This is a genomic window from Streptococcus sp., assembly GCF_030825805.1.
Taxonomy (GTDB): Bacteria; Bacillota; Bacilli; order Lactobacillales; family Streptococcaceae; genus Streptococcus.
Genome location: NZ_JAPJPF010000066.1, coordinates 1 through 4,405 on the forward strand (window position 1 = coordinate 1; position 4,405 = coordinate 4,405).

Here is a 4,405-nt window from a genome sequence, read left to right on the forward strand (position 1 = left end):
CCATCATGTTTATAACTTTGAATTGTAATAAAGTCGCCTTCTTTAGGTAGTTTCATAACTTACCAACTTTCTACAATCTAAGTACATCCTCTATATTGTATCATATTTTCATGAAAATAAGGGATTTTCATGTGATTTTTTATTTAAAGGAATTCGCGAAGTGCTGTAGAAATGTCTGAGTAGTCGTATCCCTTGCGCGCAAGGGCTTGAGTGAGGCGTTGTTTAAGCTCGTAGCCCTCGTATTTTCGGGAGTATTTCTGGTGCTGTTTTTCTAGTTCCTTCATAATCAGGTCAAGAGTTTGTTCCTCGTCTGGTTCGATATCTAATTGGTGATAGGCTTGCTTGGCAACTTCATAACTAAAGCCTTTATTGATAAGAGTTTGTGTGATTTTATCTTTTAAGGCTCTTGGTGGAAGTTTCTTAACGTATTGCTTGGCTAGTTTCTGAGCAGTTCGTTGAGCCACTTCGGAGAAATCAAATTCTGAGGTGATTTGGTCGATATAGTGGGAAGAGACACCTTTTTGAATGAGCTTTTGCTTGAGGAGATAGGGGCCCTTGTCTCCTGAGAGGTGATTGGATTGAAAGATAGCCCGAGTATAGGCCAAGTCATCGATCCATTTGTCTTCTTTTAGGGTGTTAATGACGGTTTCGATGGTAGATTCGTCGATTTCGTGCTTGATTAAGTAGTCTCTAACTTCGCGAGCTGTTCGTGCCTTAAAGGAAAGGTGATAGAGGGCCAAGTTTTTAGCATGGGAGATCTGGGCATAGCTTTGGATTTCCTTGAGTTCTTCCTGGCTTATTTCCTTGTCTCGCGAGAGCATGAAGCGGACGATGGTGTCTTCTGTAATGTAGAGGGATTCGGCTTGATCCAGCTCTAGAAGGTAGAGACGTTTCTTCTTTTCTAATTTGGTAATTTTCATAGGATTCCTGTTTCGTTCGTGTTTTATTATGGTAAATGATCAGTCTTTCTCTTTATATTATTCGTAGTCCTTTTGAGAAATGGTCCCTGATTCCTTGTTTTTCTTTTCAATTCTATCATATTCTAAACGAATGAGAAACTACATGGTATAATAGACATATGGATTTAAAAGTTAAACAAAGAATTCCTTTGAAAATCAAGCGAATGGGAATTAATGGTGAAGGGATTGGCTTTTACAAGAAGACCTTGGTCTTTGTGCCTGGGGCTTTAAAGGGTGAAGATGTCTTTTGCCAAATTACGGCGATTCGGAAGAATTTTGCAGAAGCCAAGCTCTTGTCCGTCAACAAGGCTTCCAAGTATCGGGTAACGCCAACCTGTGATATTTACGAGACCTGTGGGGGCTGCCAAATCATGCATCTGAAGTACAGCAAGCAGTTGGAGTTCAAAACAGACTTATTGCAGCAGGCCTTGAAGAAATATGCTCCTAAAGGGTATGAAAATTATCTGATTCATCCGACGCTTGGGATGAAAAAACCTCAGTATTATCGGGCCAAGCTCCAATTTCAGACGCGTAAATTTATGGGGCATGTCAAGGCTGGTTTATACGCTCAAAATTCCCATTATTTGGTGGAATTAAGGGACTGTCTGGTCCAGGATCCAGTCATTCAGAAAATAGCCAACCATGTAGCTGAGTTATTAACCTACTACCAGATTCCAATTTCAGATGATCGGAAGCAATTGGGAGTTCGAACCATCATGGTACGCCGGGCTCGCAAGTCTGGTCAGGTCCAAATGATCGTGGTGACGAGTCGACAAATTAATTTAACAAACTTGGTCGCAGACCTAGTAGAAAAATACCCTGAAATTGTAACGGTGGCAGTCAATTTGAACACTTCTAAATCAAGCGAGATTTATGGGGAGAAGACGCAGATTATATGGGGACAGGAGACCATCCGAGAAGGGGTCTTGGATTATGAATTTTCCTTGTCTCCTCGGGCTTTTTACCAGTTAAATCCTGAGCAAACCGAAGTCCTCTATAGTGAGGCTGTCAAGGCCTTAGATGTATCACCAGAGGATCATTTGATTGATGCCTACTGTGGTGTTGGGACCATTGGTTTCGCCTTTGCGGACAAGGTCAAGAGTGTACGAGGGATGGACATTATCCCTGAAGCGATTGAGGATGCTAAGTACAATGCTAAGCAGATGGGGTTTGAGAATACCCACTATGAAGCTGGGACGGCTGAGGAAATCATCCCTCGCTGGTACAAAGAAGGCTATCGGGCGGATGCAGTTATTGTGGATCCACCACGGACAGGACTGGGAGTGCAATTGATCGATACCTTGTTGCGCTATGCCCCTCAAAAGATGGTCTATGTCTCTTGTAATGTTTCGACCTTGGCGCGAGACCTTGTAGACTTGACCAAGGTGTATGATGTTGTCTACATCCAGTCAGTAGATATGTTTCCCCATACAGCTCGGACAGAAGCTGTGGTGAAGTTAGTCAAGAAAGCTTAATAGAACAGGAATCAACAATGGATATTTGGGAAATCATGTATGAAAAGGCCAAGGCCCTCTATCGTCCCCATGAAGTATCTGATTTTGTCTATGCGCAACACGTGGTTGCGGCTATTGAGGCAGAGGATGGGCAAATCTATACAGGCTTTTGTATGGAAGGGACCTGTGGAGTCTTCCATTTGTGTGCAGAACGAGCGGCTCTCTTTAATATGTACCAAGCATCTGGTCAAACCAAGGTGAAACGAATTTTAGCCTTCCGAGATCGACCACCTTATGGTGGCGGATCTGGAATGCCTTGTGGGGCTTGTCGAGAGTTCTTAATGGAACTTGATCCAGCCAATAGCCAGTTGGAGTTTATAGTCGATTATGAGAGTCGGAAGACTATTACTCTGGGAGAATTGATGCCCTTTTGGTGGGGAGAAGAACGGGCCAATCAGAGGGCTGAGGAGCTTCCCCAGGAGGAATATTAGTTTCCCAGGAGCTAAGATGAGAGAAGAAATGTGAGAGTGAGAGATGGACAATAAAATTGATGTATCGATTCCAGTTGCTCAAGTCATTGATCAACATCCGGAAGTATTAGACTTGTTGGTGGAATTGGGCTTTAAACCCTTAGCCAATCCAATTATGCGCAACACAGTTGGGCGCAAGGTTTCTTTGAAACAAGGATCAAAATTAGAAGGTACGCCCATGGAGAAGATTGTGCGAACATTAGAGGCCAATGGTTATGAAGTAGTGGGGCTAGACTAATGAGCGATGAACGAATTCATGTCTTAAGAGACATCTTATTAGACCTTCATCATGGAGCCTCTCCTGAGTCGGTCCAAGAGCGCTTTGATGCGACCTTTAGCGGGGTGTCTGCGATTGAGATTTCCCTCATGGAGCATGAGCTAATGAACTCTGATGCAGGCATTACCTTTGAGGATGTCATGGAGCTTTGTGATGTCCATGCCAATCTCTTTAAGAACGCTGTACAAGGGGTTGAAGTAGCAGATACTGACCATCCAGGCCATCCGGTTCAGATCTTTAAACAGGAGAACCTGGCCCTTCGGGCGGCTATGATGCGGGTCCGTCGTTTGCTGGATAATTATGAGACGACAGAGGATCCTGAGATGATCCAGGAGATTCACAAAGGCTTGTTGCGTCAGCTAGGCTTGGTGGGTCAATTTGATCGGCATTACCGCCGCAAGGAAGAGTTGATGTTTCCTATTATGGAACGCTATGGACATGATTCCCCTCCCAAAGTCATGTGGGGGGTAGATGACCAGATTAGAGACCTCTTTGCGAAAGCCTTGGAAGTAGCTAAGGAACTTCCTAATTGTGCCATTTCGGAAGTCAAAGAGCGCTTTGAAGCCTTTGCGCAAGAGTTTGAAGCCATGATCTTCAAGGAAGAGTCCATCCTCTTGATGATTTTGCTGGAGGCCTTTAGCCAAGATGATTGGCTCTCCATCGCGGAAGAAAGTGAGGCTTACGGTTATGCCATTATCATTCCGAGTGAGAAATGGGTACCGAAACGTGTGGACTTTAAGGAAGAGGAAGCAAGAGAGACAGAAGGTTTAGGTGAAGCCCTTCCTTCCTCAAATGGAGGCGAGCAGCGACAGGTCATTGAGACTCCAGAGGGGCAGTTGACCATTACCTTCACGCCTAAGAAAAAAGAAGAGAGCTTCGATCGTCAGCAACCACAGGCTTTTGGCCATGGCTTCCTCTCTGTAGAGCAGGCTAACTTGATCTTGAACCATCTACCGATGGAGATCACTTTTGTTAATAAGGATGATATTTTCCAATATTATAATGATGCAGTCCCTTTTGAGGAGATGATTTTCAAACGGACGCCATCGCAGGTAGGACGTCATGTCGAACTGTGTCACCCGCCAAAATACTTGGAGAAGGTCAAAGCAATCATGCAGGGACTTCGAGAGGGGAAAAAAGACAAGTACGAAATGTGGTTCAAATCAGAATCACGTGGGAAATTTG

Annotated in this window: 5 protein-coding genes; 4 read left to right on the top strand and 1 reads right to left on the bottom strand. The window is 44.2% G+C overall.

Translation table 11 applies throughout. The annotated features are described in order from the left end of the window. Positions 1–143: 143 nt before the first annotated feature. On the bottom strand, positions 144–920 hold the full coding sequence (gene recX, locus RCH62_RS08285) for a recombination regulator RecX (protein WP_306475008.1): 777 nt from the start codon (positions 918–920) through the stop codon (positions 144–146). Positions 921–1,078: 158 nt separating this feature from the next. On the opposite strand from recX, the gene rlmD reads away from it, so the two are divergent. The 4 genes from rlmD to RCH62_RS08305 all read left to right on the top strand — a co-directional run. After that, the gene (rlmD, locus tag RCH62_RS08290; protein WP_306475009.1) at positions 1,079–2,434 is read left to right on the top strand and encodes a 23S rRNA (uracil(1939)-C(5))-methyltransferase RlmD; all 1,356 of its coding nucleotides are present in this window, start codon (positions 1,079–1,081) and stop codon (positions 2,432–2,434) included. A 17-nt stretch (positions 2,435–2,451) separates the two neighbouring features. Further along, complete coding sequence (locus RCH62_RS08295) at positions 2,452–2,904, top strand: cytidine deaminase (RefSeq protein ID WP_306475010.1); 453 nt, start codon at positions 2,452–2,454, stop codon at positions 2,902–2,904. A 43-nt stretch (positions 2,905–2,947) separates the two neighbouring features. Then, the gene (locus RCH62_RS08300) at positions 2,948–3,181 is read left to right on the top strand and encodes a DUF1858 domain-containing protein (RefSeq protein WP_006596822.1); all 234 of its coding nucleotides are present in this window, start codon (positions 2,948–2,950) and stop codon (positions 3,179–3,181) included. Continuing rightward, positions 3,181–4,405, top strand: a 1,225-nt coding sequence (locus RCH62_RS08305) for a DUF438 domain-containing protein (protein WP_306475011.1), incomplete at its 3' end; no start/stop codon positions are given. The genes RCH62_RS08300 and RCH62_RS08305, both read left to right, overlap by 1 nt.